12 protein-coding genes are annotated in these 16,857 nt (G+C 59.1%); 9 read left to right on the top strand and 3 right to left on the bottom strand.

The annotated features are described in order from the left end of the window. Positions 1 to 429 precede the first annotated feature (429 nt). From nifB to NLY44_RS27510, 7 genes are all read left to right on the top strand, one after another. Positions 430 to 1,908, top strand: coding sequence for a nitrogenase cofactor biosynthesis protein NifB (gene nifB / locus NLY44_RS27540; protein WP_023806343.1), 1,479 nt, complete (start codon positions 430 to 432; stop codon positions 1,906 to 1,908). Positions 1,909 to 1,939: 31 nt separating this feature from the next. Then, positions 1,940 to 2,134 (top strand): 4Fe-4S dicluster domain-containing protein, encoded by a 195-nt coding sequence (locus NLY44_RS27535; protein ID WP_023672218.1) that lies wholly within the window; start codon positions 1,940 to 1,942, stop codon positions 2,132 to 2,134. A 98-nt stretch (positions 2,135 to 2,232) separates the two neighbouring features. Then, positions 2,233 to 2,553, top strand: a complete 321-nt coding sequence (locus NLY44_RS27530) for a nitrogen fixation protein NifZ (RefSeq protein WP_023672219.1) — start codon at positions 2,233 to 2,235, stop codon at positions 2,551 to 2,553. Next, a complete protein-coding gene (gene nifT, locus NLY44_RS27525; RefSeq protein WP_023672220.1) occupies positions 2,550 to 2,762 on the top strand; it encodes a putative nitrogen fixation protein NifT in 213 nt (70 codons plus the stop codon). The genes NLY44_RS27530 and nifT overlap by 4 nt, the downstream gene beginning before the upstream one ends. 32 nt (positions 2,763 to 2,794) lie before the next feature. After that, complete coding sequence (locus NLY44_RS27520) at positions 2,795 to 3,688, top strand: SIR2 family NAD-dependent protein deacylase (RefSeq protein WP_023806344.1); 894 nt, start codon at positions 2,795 to 2,797, stop codon at positions 3,686 to 3,688. Positions 3,689 to 3,773: 85 nt separating this feature from the next. Beyond that, the gene (locus NLY44_RS27515; protein ID WP_023806345.1) at positions 3,774 to 5,642 is read left to right on the top strand and encodes an ABC transporter ATP-binding protein; all 1,869 of its coding nucleotides are present in this window, start codon (positions 3,774 to 3,776) and stop codon (positions 5,640 to 5,642) included. After that, on the top strand, positions 5,642 to 7,534 hold the full coding sequence (locus NLY44_RS27510; RefSeq protein ID WP_023806346.1) for an ABC transporter ATP-binding protein: 1,893 nt from the start codon (positions 5,642 to 5,644) through the stop codon (positions 7,532 to 7,534). Before NLY44_RS27515 ends, NLY44_RS27510 begins: the two co-directional genes overlap by 1 nt. 605 nt (positions 7,535 to 8,139) lie before the next feature. Here NLY44_RS27510 and NLY44_RS27505 read toward each other — a convergent pair. The 3 genes from NLY44_RS27505 to nifA form a co-directional block, all read right to left on the bottom strand. Then, entirely contained in the window at positions 8,140 to 9,180 is a 1,041-nt protein-coding gene (locus tag NLY44_RS27505; protein WP_023806347.1) for an LLM class flavin-dependent oxidoreductase, read from the bottom strand. An 89-nt stretch (positions 9,181 to 9,269) separates the two neighbouring features. Then, complete coding sequence (hisC, locus tag NLY44_RS27500) at positions 9,270 to 10,409, bottom strand: histidinol-phosphate transaminase (protein ID WP_023806348.1); 1,140 nt, start codon at positions 10,407 to 10,409, stop codon at positions 9,270 to 9,272. A 227-nt stretch (positions 10,410 to 10,636) separates the two neighbouring features. After that, positions 10,637 to 12,400, bottom strand: coding sequence for a nif-specific transcriptional activator NifA (nifA, locus tag NLY44_RS27495; RefSeq protein ID WP_023816886.1), 1,764 nt, complete (start codon positions 12,398 to 12,400; stop codon positions 10,637 to 10,639). A gap of 1,155 nt (positions 12,401 to 13,555) precedes the next feature. Between nifA and NLY44_RS27490 the strand changes: the two genes are divergently transcribed. Both NLY44_RS27490 and NLY44_RS27485 read left to right on the top strand, forming a co-directional pair. Further along, the gene (locus tag NLY44_RS27490; protein WP_023706359.1) at positions 13,556 to 14,884 is read left to right on the top strand and encodes a dicarboxylate/amino acid:cation symporter; all 1,329 of its coding nucleotides are present in this window, start codon (positions 13,556 to 13,558) and stop codon (positions 14,882 to 14,884) included. Positions 14,885 to 15,188: 304 nt separating this feature from the next. Beyond that, the gene (locus NLY44_RS27485; protein ID WP_023672231.1) at positions 15,189 to 16,220 is read left to right on the top strand and encodes a LacI family DNA-binding transcriptional regulator; all 1,032 of its coding nucleotides are present in this window, start codon (positions 15,189 to 15,191) and stop codon (positions 16,218 to 16,220) included. The last annotated feature ends 637 nt before the right edge of the window (positions 16,221 to 16,857 follow it).

Raw genomic sequence — 16,857 nt, 5'->3', positions numbered from 1 at the left:
GCAAGGTATCTCCCCTTACGGCCGGCGTCCGAACCATGCCGCTTGTCGCCCGCATCTGACGGAACGCTAGTGGCTGATCGACGCGATTGACAAGCCGGTTGGGTTTTGCCAGGGCGGCTCGTATCCTTGGCCTCACGCCCTGGAAATCGGCTACGCCCTGCGCCGGCATGGTATCGAGGTTAAGAAATTCCAGACGTCGCGATGACGAGCGTAAGCAGCCCGGAGTGGTCTCGCTCACACTCTGCGCGCCCGAGGCTGCTAGCCTCGCGACCCTATTTGCTTGTCCACTGTCGTAAGCCCGACAAAGGTGTGTCGGAGCAATCCGAAGGAATCTGACACGAGAAGCCTATTCGTGAACCGAAACAGCTCTTTGAACTGGCATAGCTCTTGCGCTTTGAACTGCGACATCACGCAGCAACGGAGCCGTTCATGTCTGCACCGGCAATTTCGCTTGAGAGCCTCAGCACGACATTCGGTGACCAGTTGCTTGGCACCATGAAACCCGGTGGCTGCGCGTCTTCGTCCTGCGGCTCGTCGACAAAGCCCGACGACACGGATCCGGCTGTCTGGGAGAAGATCAAGGATCACCCCTGCTTTTCAGAAGAGGCGCATCACTATTTCGCGCGTATGCACGTCGCGGTCGCGCCGGGCTGCAACATCCAGTGCAACTACTGCAATCGCAAATATGACTGCGCCAACGAAAGCCGGCCTGGGGTAGCCTCTGAAAAGCTGACGCCCGATCAGGCGCTACGCAAGGTGATCGCGGTCGCCAATGAGGTGCCGCAGCTTTCCGTGCTCGGCATCGCCGGACCGGGCGACGCCTGCTACGACTGGAAGAAGACGAAGGCGACCTTCGCCAGGGTCGCCAGGGAAATCCCAGACATCAAGTTTTGCATATCCACGAATGGGCTGGCGCTGCCCGACCATGTCGATGAGCTTGCTGACATGAATGTCGATCACGTGACGATCACGATCAACATGGTCGACCCTGAGGTCGGTGCAAAGATCTATCCTTGGATCTTTCACGATCATCGCCGCTACGTCGGCATTGAAGCCACCCGGATCCTGCACCAGCGGCAGATGTTGGGCCTGGAGATGCTGACCGCGCGGGGCATCCTCACCAAAATCAACTCGGTGGTGATCCCGGGCGTGAATGATGAGCATCTGATCGAGGTGAATAGATGGATTAAGGAGCGAGGCGCGTTCCTGCACAACCTTATGCCGCTGATTTCGGACCCGGCCCACGGCACGCACTACGGTCTGAGCGGGCAGCGCGGCCCAAACGCAATGGAGATGAAGGCTCTTCAGGATCGTGTCGAAAACGGCGCCCAGTTGATGCGCCACTGCCGGCAGTGCCGGGCAGATGCCGTGGGCCTGCTCGGAGAAGATCGTGGCCAGGAATTCACAGTCGACCGGATTCCCGGCGAGGTCACCTACGATGCCAGCAAACGCAAGGCCTATCGGGAGCTGGTCGCGGAGGAGCGCCGTGATCACGTCGAGGCTAGGAGAGAAGCGATCGGATTGGTCAAGGCAGCGAGCCCCGGCAAGTCCCTTCTCTTCGCGGTGGCGACCAAGGGCGGCGGCCGCGTCAATGAGCATTTCGGCCATGCGAAGGAATTCCAGGTTTATCAAGCCTCGCTGAAAGGGATCAGCTTCGTCGGGCATCGGAAGGTGGACAAGTATTGCCTTGGCGGCTGGGGCGCAGAAGCCGCCCTCGATGGCGTCATCGCAGCGCTTCAAGGCATAGATATCGTGCTGTGCGCCAAGATTGGAAATTGCCCGCAGGATCAGCTCGCGGAGGCTGGAATCAGAGCCACCGACGCCTGTGCCCATGACTATATCGAGACAGCAATCAGCGCGATCTACATCGCCGCATCTGGGACCCCCACACTCGCGGCGACGGCCTGAGCTGTCTCATTCATTCGGACCAGGAGTTAAAATGGCTTTCAAGATCATCGCATCCCAATGCACCCAATGCGGCGCCTGCGAATTCGAATGTCCTTCCGGCGCGATCAAGTTCAAAGGCGAGAGCTACGTGATCGAGTCACAGAAGTGCACCGAATGCGAGGGGGTCTTCGATGCGCAGCAATGTGCCTCGGTATGTCCGGTGCCGAAGACCTGCGTTCCTGCGTAACGGACATTGGACTGCCGACATGGTTGGGGGCTGCCTACGCAGGACGCCTGGAACGCCTTGTTCGCAATCTCAGCCGCAAGAGAAATCAGGGAACGGACATGTCGCTCGGACGCGAAGAGGAGATCGAAATCCGCAGGCCTCCACGATTCATGCCGGGAGAGCGGGTACGTGCCACTCGCCACATAAAGAATGACGGCACCTATCCTGGCAGGGAGATCGGCGAAAATCTCGTGCGGAAGGGGGACGAGGGATATGTGCGCGACATTGGCACCTTTCTCCAGCAGTTCTTCATCTATGCGGTCGAGTGGATCGACCGTGGCACCGTCGTCGGTATGCGAGCGCGTGAACTGATGAGCCTCGACGAGGCCGAGGCGCCCTGCAGTGCTGAAAGCAATACCAATGAAGGGACGGCCAGATGAAAGTCATGATCCGCAGGACCGATGCTGGTTTGTCGGCGTATGTCCCCAAAAAGGACCTCGAAGAGCCGATCATCAAACTGGAGAAGGAAGAGTTGTGGGGCGGAACGGTCACGCTCAGGAACGGGTGGCGGCTCCTCCTACCCGATCTCCCACATGATACGCGTCTGCCGATCACCGTCGAGGCAAGGAAGATTTCCGAAGAGGGCTGATGCTGCCCCTAGGTGCGTCGCGAGGAAACGAGATGAACACGATCCTGACATCGGGCCACCTCGTCATTGTGCGGGACAGTTTTGCTGAAAAGCTGCTTGACCTGGCGAAGGAAGCGCTCGCCGCCGATGAGGTGATCCCCTATCTCGGTCCGGGTCTTCTTGAGTTGAACTGTGTGGAACCGCCTGTGCCGCATACCCCGGAGGTTGTTGCCGCGGCACTCAATGCACGGGCTCCAGCCCCTTCCAGGATCCGCACCAATATGTGGTCGGTTGCACAGTTCATCGAACAGCGCCGGCATCGCCGGACGCTTCAAGCTTGGATGACCGACATATTCGCAGCGCCGGTGGGGCCGACCCCCTTCCACGCCTGGCTCGCAAGGCTGCCACTCTCCCTCATCATCGACAGCTGGTATGACAGCGCGATGCGCACGGCTCTGGTAGAGACCGGCCGAACGGACGTCGTTGAGATACAAGGCGTCACGCGCTCGAATGAAATCGGCAACATTTGGACGAAAACCTACGATTTGTCCGGGAGGGAGCTCGACCCCCGATTGGGGGCCAAGACGGTTCTCTATTCACCTCACGGGAGTATTACGCCCGCGCAAAACTTTCTCGTCGCAGATTCCGACTACGTCGAAGTCCTGTCCGAAATTGATATCCAGACACCGATCCCAGACGCTGTGAAGGAACGGCGCATCACCCGTGGATTTTTCTTCGTTGGCTGCCGCTTCAACGATCAGATGCTGCGCACCTACGCCAGACAGATCATGAAGCGCTCCCGCGGTCCCTATTGCACCGTAATGGACGCCGAAACCCTGACCAGAAACGAAGCGCGTTTCCTTGCGGCAAGCGGAATCACGGTGATCGACATGCCACTAAGTCAAGCGGCGGCTCGGCTTGTGGGAACGGGCACGGCTGCAGGTTGAGGACGGGATTAACAATGGCGGATGCCTTTGATGATGTCTGCTTCGGCTTTCCTCGAAGGCGCAAAATGCAGTCGGGAATACACCCGTGAACAGTGATGCTGTCAGCAGCGCAACGAACGCACTGAATTCGTTGACCCATGTTGAAGCGGCGCGCTGGGGCCGGGATTTGAATACGCTGTTGCGCATCACGCGTATGAATCTGCGCCATCCGTGGCAGGTTGCCCTCGCTATGGGCTCGACGATCATGGCGGCAATCCTCCAGTTGCTCATTCCCCAGCTTCTCGGCCGGGCTGTCGACCAGACCCAGACAGCTATCGGGGGCGGTGCCGCGGGGGCCGCGGCAGGACAAGCGCTCTGGGCCCCGGCTCTCCTGCTGCTCGCCGTCAGCGCGCTACGCGGCGTTTTCACGATGGCGCAGAACTATTTTGCCGAAGCCGTCGGGCATCATGTCGCGTACGAATTGCGGCTCGCCTACTACGACAAGATCCAGCGTCTCAGCTTTTCCTTTCACGACCGGGTCCATTCAGGCGATCTGATAACCGCCGGAATGCTCGATCTCGAAGGCGTGCGGATGTATTTTTCCACCGGGCTCATGCGGGTGCTCCTGCTGGCGATGCTGATCGGGATTGGCGCTTACATTATGATCTCGACCGATCCCGTGCTCGGCTTGGCCGCGCTCAGCTTCGTGCCTTTTGTCGCTTGGCGCTCATCGACCACACAGCTTAGGCTGCGCGCCACCTGGCTCGACCTCTATGAGCGCCTTTCGGTACTAAGCCGCGTGATGAAGGAAAATCTCGCAGGTATCCGTGTGGTCCGCGCTTTTGCGGCTCAATCCTATGAGATGCTGAAGTTCGACGGCGCTTCCAAGAACGCGCTCGACCTCGCCAACGATCTCGTTGACATCTACGTACCAAACACGTCGGCGATGACCTTGTCCTACTTTTTCGCAATGGGATTGGTGCTTGGGATCGGTGGCAACAAGCTCGTCGCTGGCGAGATCAGCGTCGGAACCATGGCGACCTTCCTGACCTTCATGACCATGCTGCAAATGCCAGTCCGCCAGATCGGTCTCATGGTCAATGCGTTTGCCCGCGCTTCTAGCTGCGGTTCGCGGCTTTTCGGTCTCCTCGATCAGGAGATCACAATCAGGGATGCTCTCGAGGCCAGACCGCTTGAGATAAGTGACGGCACTCTGCGCTTCCACAATGTCTCATTTGCCTACCCCAACGCCGAAAACCGCGCCATTCTGAAGAACCTCAGCTTTGAGGCTCGGAGAGGCGAGACGATCGCGATCGTCGGTCCGCCGGGTTCCGGCAAATCGACGATGGCTCATCTGGTCCCCCGCTTTTACGACGTGACCGGTGGCGCCATCACGTTGGACGGCCAGGACGTACGCAATGTCACCCTCGAGAGCCTTCGCAAGGCGGTCGCGGTTGTACAGCAGGATGCGTTCCTATTCACCACAACGATCGAGAACAACATCGCTTATGGCGATCCCTGGGCGAAGAGACAGCGAATTGAACGCGCTGGAGAATCCGCCCAGCTCCACGACTACATCCTCGGGCTCCCGGCAGGGTATGAGACGGTCGTGGGCGAACGCGGCGTTTCTCTCTCTGGCGGCCAGCGCCAGCGTCTCACGATTGCTCGCACCATGATGCTGCGCCCCTCCGTCATCATTTTCGACGACTCGATGGCCGCGATCGATGCCGGCACCGAGCTGCGCATTCGCGCGGCGATGCGGCGCTTCGCAAAGGATCGGGTGACGATCATCATCGCGCACCGGCTGAGTGCGCTTAAGCATGCCGATCAAATCCTTTTTGTCGATAAAGGCGAAATCGTAGAACGCGGCACGCATGAAGAGCTTCTGGCGAAGCGGGGACGCTACAGGGCCCTTTACGATCTCCAGACGCGCCCGGGTGATAGCATTATTAGCCAGGATGGGGGCGCCCGCTGATGGACCAGGGCCGCGGCGAACTCGAAGCCGAACGTGACGACGGGAGACGCCCTCCGCGCGCGGTCGTCGGCTCGCACCGGATCGAGGAGGAGATGTTCGGCCGGGCTTTCGACAAGAGCATCCTCCGTCGCATCTGGGGCTTCGTCCATCCCTACCGGGCAAAGGTAGTTGTCACGATTGTCGCGATGCTGATCTTCACCGGGACGCAGCTTCTCATCCCCTTGATCATCCGCTACGCGATCGACCTCGGCATGAACCCGGCAAGGCCCGATCGCTCAGCCCAGCTTGCGGCCGTCGGCGCGTTCCTTTCGGCGATTTTGGTCAATTTCGCCGCCGGCTACATGCAGGAAGCCTTGGATGGGAAAATGGCCGAAACTGTCCTGTTCGACATCCGCCGCGCCATGTTTGGCCATCTGCAAAAGGTTTCGCTCTCTTTCATGGACAAGACCGAGGTCGGACGCCTGATGTCGCGCCTGCAAGGCGACGTTAACTCCATACAGGAGTTCCTGGAAACCTCGGTATATTCCCTAGGCGATGTTGCGCTTCTCTTCGGCATCGTTTTCGTAATGCTGTGGCTCGACTTTCGCCTCGGCCTCCTGACGCTATCGGTTCTGCCGATCCTGGTGATCGTCCGCATTGTCTGGTTGCCGCGTGCCCGCGACGCCTTCATGGCTGCACACGAAACCAATTCCGTCGTCAATGGCGCGCTGGCCGAAGCCATTCACGGCGTGCGGACCATACAGTCAATGGACCGCCAGCAGGTGAATTTCAGTCTTTTTGACGATCGGGCCCATGCCAACCTCAGGACCCACCTGATCGCTGCCAGATATGCACTGGTCATGGTGCCCATCGTCGATGGCATCACCGGCCTCGCCTTGGCCGCCGTTATTGTGGTCGGCGGCTCGATGGTCATGAATAGCCGTATAGATGTGGGCGTGTTGGTAGCCTACCTATTTTACATCCAGCGCTTCTTTGACCCGATCCGCTCACTCACCCTGCAATATTCGGTCATGCAGCGCGCCATGGCCTCAGGCAAGCGCCTGACCGATGTGCTCGACGTCAAGATCGATGTTAAGGACAAACCCAATGCCGAGGTGCTTTCGCCCGAAATGGACGGCTCGGTCGAGTTTAGGGACGTCACCTTCGGCTACGATCCGAACCGTTCGGTTCTGAAAAATGTCTCGTTCAAGGTCAATCCGGGCGAGACGGTCGCAATAGTCGGACCGAGCGGTTCTGGCAAATCGAGTTCGATGGCCCTGGTCCACCGCTTCTATGATGTTCAGCAGGGTCAGGTGCTGGTCGGCGGACATGATGTACGCGACCTCACCCAGGAATCGCTCGGCCGCCAGGTCGCCATGGTGCTGCAGGAGCCATTCCTGTTCACCGGGACGGTCTTCGAGAACATTCGATACCAGAAGACGGAAGCCACGCGCGACAAGGTGATCGAGGCGGCCAAGGCCGTCGGCGCGCATGACTTCGTCATGAGCCTCGCCGACGGGTATGAGACCCAACTTGGCGAACGCGGCGACAACTTATCTCTCGGCCAGCGCCAGCTTATCAGTTTCGCCCGCGCCCTCGTCGCTGACGCCAAGATCCTCGTGCTCGACGAAGCTACCGCCAACATCGACAGCTACACGGAATTGCAGATTCAGAAGGCTCTGATCAAGCTGCTTGAAGGGCGGACTGGCCTCGTCATCGCCCACCGTCTCGCCACGGTCCGGGGGGCCGACCGCATCATCGTGCTTCAGAATGGCCAAGTTGTTGCGACTGGCAACCACGATGAGCTAATAGCCATGGGCGGCCTGTATTCCAGACTCTACTATCTCAACTACGCCTCCTTCGACGACCTTCCCGAACACGATACCACCGTCCAAGCTGGCTCTCAGACCTGACATCTTGGCGGCCTTGTGGTAGTGGCGTTGGCTTTCGGGCGTGTCGGCAGACCACTCAGGCCACCGCGTCCGGCCAGCAGCCAGCATTCAAGAACGAGCACTCCTCGCAGTTCGTGAAGACCGGCTGCGAACGATTTCCTCCAGCATCGTATCCGACCGCGGTGCACCACCATCATCGGGCGAGCTCGCTCGAGGTGTTGGCTGGGCGTCGCAAAGCCGCTCGCGAGCGCGCCCTCAATAGCGCCGTAGCGAGTGACGGCTTTGCTACCGACGGGCCGCTGATGAAGCTGGATTAGTGGGCGCCGCACCGACGCCGCCCTGGGCGAGAAGAACCTCCTGCGGCTGGCTATGGGCAACGACTAGCGCCAGCGCGACGAGCAGGCGCGTGCCGGCATCGCGACGCGCTCGGCTACCCTCTCCTTAGGATCGTGCATGTTCACACGATGGCCCAGACGCCAGCCAACGCACAAAGCTGGTATTCTGTGCCGCCTGCTCGTCGTCAGTTTGGCCTCCTCCCGATTGCCCGCCCCACCACGTGCACGCTCGAGCACGTGGGTGTGAGGAGCGCTGCACAAGGATGTAACCTCAGGCCGCGAATTTCATGGTCAGCCAAGTCGAGCCATGATTTCGGACTGAATGGTCGTCGCGGTGTAAAGGGAAGCATCTAGCGGCAGATTTCCAAATGCCATTTGACAAAGCAGGTAGTTGGCACCTGCCTCTTCCAACTGATCTAGCAGAGCTTTTCGCACAGACTCTGCTGATCCTACCACGCACAATTCACTCTCGACTGCCGCATCGAAGGTCAGCGGCAAGTTTGGTGGAGTGGGGATAGCGTTAAGCTCGTAAAGGAATTGGAAGCTCTTGAGCCAGCGTGCGTAAGCAGGTGCCGCGAGCGAATAGGCATGTGTGTCACAACGCCCAATCACGACCATGCGGAGCAATCCGACAAATCTCCCTTGATCCCCCCCGCCTGCGTTGTCCTCTCGATAGGCGCGGAACGCATCAGTAGTTTTGCGAACAGAAGAGGAAGGTCCTACACACGCGATATTTGTTCCATTCGCACCGGCCCAAGCTGCGGACTCGGGTCGATTGGCAGCGACCCATGTGGGCGGATGTGGACGCTGATGAGGTCTTAGCGTCAAAGGAACGTCATTGAGATCAAAATGGCGGCCTTGATAGCATAGCGTGCCGACCTCCCTCGAATTAACAAGTATTTCCATAAGAATTTCGCTGGCTTCGGCATAACGGCCCGGCACCGCGTCCGCACCAATCCCGAAGTAGCCCAATTCGGTCGGGAGAGCACCGCGCCCTATGCCCAGTTCGAGCCTGCCACCGCTCAACTGGTCCAGCATACAGATCTCTTCGAACGCACGCAGCGGATGATAAAGCGCAAGCAGCATCACCAAGGGTCCGAGACGCAAGCGCCGGGTGCGCTGGGCGACGCTCGATAAGAACAGATTCGGCGATGGACCTCTCCCATGGGGAGTACAGTGGTGTTCTGCGAGATGATAGGCATAGAACCCTAGCTGATCGCACGCCTCTGCTAATATGAGGCGATCTTCGTACTGCCGGCCTATATCGCGGCCATCCTCATCCAAATGATCGAAGATGCCGAAAGCCAGGTTTGAAGGAAAGACGTTTGTCACTCTTTAAGTCCCCGATTTTAAAAGAAGGCTGTTTTCTTGCTGGGATCACCAAGCAAGTCGGAAGAGATGTGTTTGATCGCCGATTAGCGTCAGCGTAACGAAGAAGCAGAGCCTGACGCTTCCCTGCCCCTGGAGCTTGGCACCGTTAAGCTTCCAGCAATGCCGCCAGCGGCAGCAAGAAATTCATCCATCTGCTCTTTTGTGCCGATGCTGACGCGGATACAGTGTTCCAAGCCTTTGTCTGGAAAAAACGCGACAAGTATCTTTTGCCTCTCCAATGCTGCTTGCCACCATGAGCCGTCCTGTCCCGCGGGCACACGGGCCAGCAAGAAATTTGCGCGGGAGGGTGTTACGGAAAATCCGAGTTGCGATAGTGCAACTGTCACTCGCTCTCGTTCATCCTTGATGTGCTTGTGGTTGTCTGCGTAGGCGCTGCGATGCGCAAGCACGCTGATACCAACGGCATGCCCGATCACGTTCATGTTGAAGACGTTCTGGATGTTTCGCAGCCTTCCAATAATTTCAGGGTGACCGAAACCGAAACCGACGCGAATGCCAGCGGCGGCATAGCTTTTCGAGAATGACCTCAAGATCAGAAGGTTCGAATACCGGCTGATGAGGCGCAGTCCGTGATCGGGTGCAAAGTCGACGTAGGCCTCATCGAGGACAATCAAGCGGTCCGATTGTGCTACGAGGCATTCGATATCGCTTATCGGGAGGAATGTTCCGGTCGGATTGTTTGGATTGGCCAACATAATAAACTTGGCATCTTTTGCCGCACCGGAAAGCAATTGCTCCATTGGCAGGGAATGAGCTTGACATCCGATTTCGAGGAACTCAGCGCCCTGAAGCATGGCAAGTTTGCGGTTGAACGAAAACCCTGGCGACATCATCGCAACCTTGTCGCCGGGTGCGAGGAAAGCTCTGTAGATCAGTCCGAGCAGTTCAGACGACCCGTTGCCAGCGATGACCTGATCCCTGGAAACGCCATAGGTGCTGGACGCTGCTTCCCTCAATCTGAAGTTATCGTCATCCGGATATAGATACTGGCGCTTGAGGGCCGCCACTGCACTTTGCATTATGATTGGCGGCAACGGAAACGGGTTCTCATTCGTATTCAGCTTGATAAAATTTGCGTCCGGCGCTGGTCCGTTGGACGGCAGAGCATCCAACTGTCGTGTCACTTGCGAAAGAGCCGAAAGCACAGTTTGCAGTTTTGCGTCGGACATATTTAACTCCGTTTCAGTCACACAGGGGGCATCCGTATGAGCTCGCAACGAGAGCAACATGGCGGACGGGATTGACGATGGCAGGGTTGCCTTTCACACAATGGTCGCAGCGCCGGCTGAGATGGGAATTCAGCCAGGCTGTCCTCGGTCGAATCGAGTTGACGCGGACGCGGATCTGCATCGCTGCGCGGCGCTAAGCGGCTCAGCTCATGCCCAGGGTCATGCTTTCAAAGACGCTTGATCTCGACGCCGTATTTCCTCAGCACGTAGCCAATCTGGCGCGGGGTCAGCCCAAGCAAGCGCGCTGCCTTTGCCTGCACCCAGCCACATCTTTCCATGGCAGCAATGACGCGCTCTATATCGGGCGTCCTCGCGCCAATTGGGTGGGTTGCGCCGGCAAGCGGGTTAGTCGCGGCCGAACTGGCGGCCTCGTCCGGGGGCGTGGCCAAATTCGCTGACTCCGGCAGGATCGGCGGTGGTTGCAGCGCGGCCTTGCCCGATCTGCACTTCCACAGCGCCTCGGCAAAGCATTGGCCTTGGGAGCAGGCAAAGTCGTTTCTCCCGATTGACAGTCCCTCGGCCAGGATCGCTGTCCGGTGCACGCAATTTTCAAGCTCGCGAATGTTGCCGGGAAACTCACATTTCATCAGCACTTCAATCGCACGCGGATCGAAGGTGAGCGTACAGCCGTTCTCGTCGTTGAACTTCTTGAGAAACTCAGCTGCGAGGAGCGGAATATCGCTGCGCCTTTGGCGCAATGCTGGTACCAGCAAGGGAACCACGTTGATGCGGTAGTATAGGTCGGCGCGGAACTCATTCCTTGCAACCGCCTCTTCCAGGTTCCTGTTCGTGGCGGCAATCACGCGAACATCGACCTTGATGGTCTGATTGCTGCCGACGCGCTCAAACTCCTGCTCCTGCAGCACGCGCAGTAGCTTTGCCTGGAACGAGGCCGAGATCTCGCCAATCTCGTCCAGAAACAACGTCCCCTTGTCAGCGAGCTCAAAGCGCCCCCTGCGGGAATTGAATGCGCTTGTGAAGGCACCCTTCTCATGACCGAACAATTCGGATTCCAGGACTGTCTCTGGGAGCGCTGCACAATTGAGTTTAACGAAGGGCCGCTTGGCGCGCGGCGACAACTCGTGAATTGCCTTGGCAGCCAGCTCCTTCCCGGTACCGGACTCACCTCGCAGCAGAACTGTGGTTTTTGCCTTGGCTACGACCGCGATCTTCTCCAGCAGGGCGCTTATCGCCGGACTGTCACCAATCATCCCCTCGACGTGGACCTTTTTGCGCCGGGGTGCAGGGTGCTTAACATCAGAAAATTTCGTTTGCAGCCGATGTTCCAGCTCCGGCGTTCGCTCGCGGTCGGCCGCGGAGAAGCGATGCAACTTGACTGTCTGTCCCACCATGTTGGCAATCATGGTAAGCAGCCGGACATCATCGTCGAGCCGATAGCTTGACCTGCTTTCCAAAACCCGGTCCAAAGTCAGCGCGCCTATGGCGTTCCCATCAACACGAATGGGAACGCCGATGAACGACACGGTGTCGGAGGCCCCAAGCACCTCGATATCAGCGGCAGTGAAGGTCGGATGCATCGCTATGTCCTCGGCGAGGAGCGGCGTGTCGGTCGTCACAATCTGGTCGATGGCGTTGCGCGGCAGGCGCGACCGGGAGGGCTCATTGCCGTTCGTGCCGCAGCCGCTGGCCACTGTGATGTCCAGTCCGCCCTCGGCATCGCAGAGAGCGATGATGCCGTGCCGCATCTGCACAAACGAGTGCAGGAGATCGACTACCTTGGCCAACTTGAGTTCGAGCCGGGCGGCATCGGCGAGTACTTTCGATATTTCGAAGATGCCGGTTAGCGCGCGCTCGTGCAATGCCACACTCGCAGGATTCGTGTCGGACTTTGGACAACCCTTTATCGCATTCGGCAGCGATATGCCGCAGTCGCGGGCATTCTGTTCTGACTTGCTAATGTTGTGGTGCATGTGATCCTCGATCTCGCGCCATCAAATCTAGGCTGGCGGCATGTGCGCCCGCGACATCGCGGGCACGCGCGAAAATGCTCCGACGTGAACTCGTGCCGCCGCCGTGTGGTCGAGTGCAAAGCGGGTCTAGCCCTGACGCATCGCTTGGCTACTCCCTCCACGAGGCTTGGCCATGTTATTGGCTTGCCCCGGGCAAACACACGTTGTTTTCAAAAGACTGGAGCGAGGCGGCATAGTCAATCGAGCTTTCTTTCATCTGTGAAAGGAAACCTCGCGGCCTATGATAGGATTCATCAGTTCTATCTTTGCGTTGAAGCAGAAATACCTGGGCCGGCCATGCCTTGCCCGAGCCGCTGACCGCGCGGAGTGTAAATGCGGGGCCGTGCCATTCACCAGCGCCCGCGAAGGAGGGGCGGGAGCGATAATAACAGCCAACGGCACTGGTCGGTCGCGGCAGACGCCATCTTTCTCGAGTTGATCAGGCGGCGGCGATGTCGCGTGTGAAGGCGCGAAGCTGGCATCGAGTACGACTTCGTAGGCGGTGCCCGCAACTTCTGAATCGCATCGTCTTGGTCAGCACCATCACCAGCCTGGGGCCGAAATCGGCACACTCAATGAGCGTATCGAAAAGTCTGAACAGATTACGATGCGACCGCTTGGAAACGGCTGCCCCTGCTGCGGGCGTTGATTTGCAAAATTGGTCGTCCAAAAGGCCGTCCGAATATCTGATTGCAGTGGCTGCATGGTCGTAGGCTGTCTAGAAACGAGCGCTTCCGAACAGGGGTAAGTTAGCCTGTCATCTGGACGGCCTTGAACAGGCGACCTATTGGTACGCGCTGGCGCCAACGATGGGGCCCGGTCCAAAGCCGGCTAATGAGGAACCCACCACGCTTTTTGCAGCAAAGCCGCTAGCCAGAGGGATCGACCCGCAAGCACTCTGCCAGAGACCATCAAGGGCGTTCGGACCGCGGCCTTGCCCGCTGGTCTGACACCGCATTCCTCCATCATTGGCGAGCCCACGTCAGTTCAGGTGATGCGGATTCATCTGGCATGGGTATTGCGGCGGCGGTGGTGCAGCGTTCGACCGGAGCGCCGCGATAGGGAGAAGCCCGGGAGAAGTCACGCCACCTCGATCCGGTCAGGGAGAGAGAAACAGTGTCAGCTGCACAAGTCCGCGGCGCGAGTCCCGCGCCCCGCAAACCCTTCTACACCAAGCTCTACGCCCAGGTGCTTGCCGCCATCGCGCTCGGCGTCGCAATTGGCTATTTTTATCCGGAGACCGGCGAGAGCCTGAAGCCGCTGGGTGATGCCTTCATCAAGCTGGTCAAGATGATCATCGCGCCTGTCATCTTCCTGACAATTGCGACCGGCATTGCCGGCATGAACGATCTTCATAAGGTCGGCCGGGTCGCCGGCAAGGCAATGGTTTATTTCCTCACCTTCTCAACGCTCGCGCTGATCGTCGGCCTCATCGTCGCCAATGTCGTCCAGCCTGGCGACGGCCTGAACATCGATCCGGCCTCGCTCGATGTCCAGGCCGTGAATACCTATGCGGCAAAAGCCAAAGCGCAGTCGGTCACCGGCTTCCTGATGAACATCATCCCGCCAACGATCGTCGGTGCCTTCGCGGAAGGCGACATCCTGCAGGTGCTGTTCTTCTCGGTTCTGTTCGGCATGGCGCTTGCGATGGCCGGAGAGACGGGCAAGCCTGTCGTTTCCTTCCTCCAGGCGCTCATTGTGCCTGTCTTCAAGCTCGTCGGAATTCTGATGAAGGCCGCGCCGATCGGCGCTTTTGGCGCGATGGCCTTCACCATCGGCAGATATGGCATCGGTTCGGTAGTCAACCTCGCGATGCTGGTCGCGACGTTCTATTTCACCGCCTTCCTCTTCGTGTTCGGGGTTCTCGGCGCAGTCTGCCGCTACAACGGCTTTTCGATTTGTTCTCTCATTCGTTACATCAAGGAAGAGCTGCTGCTTGTCCTCGCAACGTCCTCCTCGGAGGCGGCGCTCCCGTCGCTGATGGAGAAAATGGAGAAGGCGGGCGCCAGGCGTTCGGTTGTGGGTCTCGTCATCCCGGCCGGATATTCGTTCAATCTGGACGGCACGAATATCTACATGACGCTAGCGGCTCTCTTCATCGCACAGGCGACGAACACGGATCTGTCCATCGGCGATCAGGTGCTGCTGCTGCTCGTAGCAATGCTTTCCTCCAAGGGCGCTGCAGGTGTGACAGGTGCGGGCTTCATCACCCTGGCGGCTACGCTCGCGGTAGTTCCGAGTGTTCCCGTTGCTGGGATGGCACTGATACTCGGCATCGACCGATTCATGTCCGAATGCCGGGCGCTGACGAATTGCGTCGGCAACGCAGTGGCATCCCTCGTCGTCGCACGCTGGGAAGGAGAGTTGGACCGAGCACAGATGAAAGCTGCCTTCAGCGGTCATCAGCTTACCGAGGCATCAAACCGGCTACCCTCCTGCAAGTAAGGTGGGCGGCCCACGACCTGTCAAGTCGCTTAGCTGGTCACATAACTGAACGACCGACCCGCAGCCTCTAAACGGCTCCTCACGGACCATGTATCAGAAGCGCTAAATGTGTGAGTGCAAATCGTCACCGCCCTTTAAGCGAATGAGCCTTTCAGTATACCCGGCCGGTTTACGTCTGCAATGATGTTCGTCCAACACGTTGTGCCCATTCGTATGGGGACGTCTTCACTTCGCCACCCGAAACGGAAACGCGCTAGGCGGACAGAGAGCCGGCCCGCGTCAAAAACCAATCAGAATAGGACCTATGACCAAGCGCCCCACGATTGCCGATCTCGCCCGCGAAGCCCGAGTCAGCGTAGCAACGATCGATCGGGTTCTGAACGCCCGCCATCCGGTGCGCGAGGAGACCGCGCGGCGGGTCCACGACGCCGCCCAGGCGATCGGCTATCATGCTGCCGGGCTAATCAAGCAGCGGTTGCGGCGAGACCTACCGCACTACCGTCTGGGCTTCATCTTGAGAAAACCGGCCCAGCATTTCTACCAAGATTTTGCGCGCGAGGTCGAAGCATCGGTCAATTTGGCCCAGTCCTTCCACGGCATTCCGCTCGTCGAATTCGCCCCGTCACATATGCCGAGCGACCTGATCGCGCCGCTCAAGGAGTTGGGCGCACGCTGCCATGCAATCGCGATGGTGGCACCGGACCACCCGAAAATCACAGCAGCGGTTGAGGACCTCAAGGCCAAGGGCATTCCGGTTTTCTCGCTGCTTTCCGACTTCGCCGCCGGCGTGCGACAGGGGTATATCGGCCTCAACAACCGCAAGGTGGGGCGCACGGCCGCTTGGATGGTGTCCAAGGTCGCAAAACGGCCCGGCAAAGTGGCGGTGTTTGTCGGCAGCCATCGTTTCCAGGGGCACGAGCTCCGTGACGTCGGCTTTCGCTCCTATTGCCGTGAGAACGCGCCCACGTTCGAGGTGCTGGATCCGGTCATGAACCTCGAGAAACGGCAGATCACCTACGAGGCAACGCTTGATCTCATGCAGCGGGAGCCCGAGCTCGTCGGCTTCTATGTCGCCGGCGGCGGCATGGAGGGCGCCATCTCCGCGCTCCGAGAAGAGGGCAAAAGTCGGGATCTCGTCGCGATCGTGAATGAAATCACACCTGAGTCTCGGGCAGCGCTCGCAGATAACATCGTCACGATGGCGGTCGCCACGCCAATGCGCCGGCTTTGCCAGGAGCTGATAACGCTGATGACACGGGCTATCGAGACCGGCACCGCTGAAACACCCGGCCAGACATTTCTGCCGTTCGACATCCATCTGCCGGAAAATATATGAAGGTTCATAAGCGGGAGTTTCCTTTCATAACGAGAGAAAGTTGAATGATGGTCCCTCCACACGGGTGGGCGCACCCCCGGGCCCTAGCCGCGGCCCAGGACGAAGAGCCAATTGGGTATCGGCGGCGCCTTAAGGCGGAAGCGCGAGGTAGATTGCCTAGATCCGCAGCGTCAACCTCCACCGGCTTTACTGCCAACATGCCCGACGTTCTCGTGAAGGGGGTGTGGTCAATGATCCCGCACGGCAATAGCCGAGCGAGGCCAGCACAGTCCATTTGGGGGTCGACCTCGTCGACCGCCATCTCCTCGCCTGGCTGCACGTGAAAAGCCGCGGCACAGCCGGCAAGGCAGGAATTTAACCGGGCTAACCATCTTCTGGGACTTCGCACGCAAATCGAGGCGGCAGTCAATTCAGTAGCAGCCCGGGCGTGTGTTCTGCTCGTTCCGGCCCCTCGCACTTAGCAAGGAACTGCGCCGCTCTGCCGGGCCAAAGGCCCGACGCCCGAAGGGCAACCGCTCCGACGCGATCGCGTCCGCCTCCAGAAGCCGCCATCGAAAGAATGCTCGCGTCGTCACCACCTACGGCCAAGGCGGGCAATCAAGGCAGCTGGCATCACTCTGCCACACATCCTCGACGA

The organism is Mesorhizobium sp. C089B (assembly GCF_030323125.1).
In the GTDB taxonomy this organism is placed as follows: Bacteria; Pseudomonadota; Alphaproteobacteria; order Rhizobiales; family Rhizobiaceae; genus Mesorhizobium.
The sequence above is the reverse complement of the archived record's forward strand: the minus strand, read 5'-3'. Positions and strand labels throughout refer to the sequence as shown.

Excerpts from the sequence above, each read along its gene's own strand:
- nifB (WP_023806343.1), top strand. The coding sequence starts at position 430 with ATGTCTGCACCGGCAATTTCGCTTGAGAGCCTCAGCACGACATTCGGT.
- NLY44_RS27535 (WP_023672218.1), top strand. The coding sequence starts at position 1,940 with ATGGCTTTCAAGATCATCGCATCCCAATGCACCCAATGCGGCGCCTGC.
- NLY44_RS27530 (WP_023672219.1), top strand. The coding sequence starts at position 2,233 with ATGTCGCTCGGACGCGAAGAGGAGATCGAAATCCGCAGGCCTCCACGA.
- nifT (WP_023672220.1), top strand. The coding sequence starts at position 2,550 with ATGAAAGTCATGATCCGCAGGACCGATGCTGGTTTGTCGGCGTATGTC.
- NLY44_RS27520 (WP_023806344.1), top strand. The coding sequence starts at position 2,795 with ATGAACACGATCCTGACATCGGGCCACCTCGTCATTGTGCGGGACAGT.
- NLY44_RS27510 (WP_023806346.1), top strand. The coding sequence starts at position 5,642 with ATGGACCAGGGCCGCGGCGAACTCGAAGCCGAACGTGACGACGGGAGA.
- hisC (WP_023806348.1), bottom strand. The coding sequence starts at position 10,409 with ATGTCCGACGCAAAACTGCAAACTGTGCTTTCGGCTCTTTCGCAAGTG.
- nifA (WP_023816886.1), bottom strand. The coding sequence starts at position 12,400 with ATGCACCACAACATTAGCAAGTCAGAACAGAATGCCCGCGACTGCGGC.
- NLY44_RS27485 (WP_023672231.1), top strand. The coding sequence starts at position 15,189 with ATGACCAAGCGCCCCACGATTGCCGATCTCGCCCGCGAAGCCCGAGTC.